This is a genomic window from Pseudomonas sp. UF-293 (assembly GCF_058245595.1).
The window spans coordinates 1-329 of the sequence record NZ_JBSICA010000087.1 but is presented as its reverse complement, the minus strand read 5'-3'; the positions used below and the strand labels follow the sequence as shown (position 1 = coordinate 329).

The window sequence follows — 329 nt, the reverse complement described above, 5'->3', positions numbered from 1 at the left end:
AGCGCATTGCTGCATCGCGGCAAAAGCGTCAGCGAGGATCAGCGCAGCGCCATCGAGGAACGTCCGGCGTTGATCTTTTCGCGCAAAAGCACCCTCTACGTGACCTTCGCCGACGTGCAGTTGAGCGCGGCGAAGTGCCGACAGGTGCTGGACAGTGCGGAGGAGCGCGAGCACTTCATGCAGGCGGTCGATCTTGGCCCCGTGCATTGTCTGATCGGCGGCGAGCATCTGCTTACCGTGGCCCAGGCGAAGCAGTGGCTGGCGGAAGTGGCCTGCACAGCGAAACCGCTGGCCGAGGCGGACGCCACGCGGATGCCGGCGGTGCAGGT

1 protein-coding gene is annotated in these 329 nt (G+C 65.3%); it reads left to right on the top strand.

Going from position 1 to position 329, the window contains the following annotated elements:
* On the top strand, positions 1-329 hold a 329-nt coding region (locus AC4IHP_RS27890; RefSeq protein ID WP_490833294.1), incomplete at both ends, for a toxin VasX.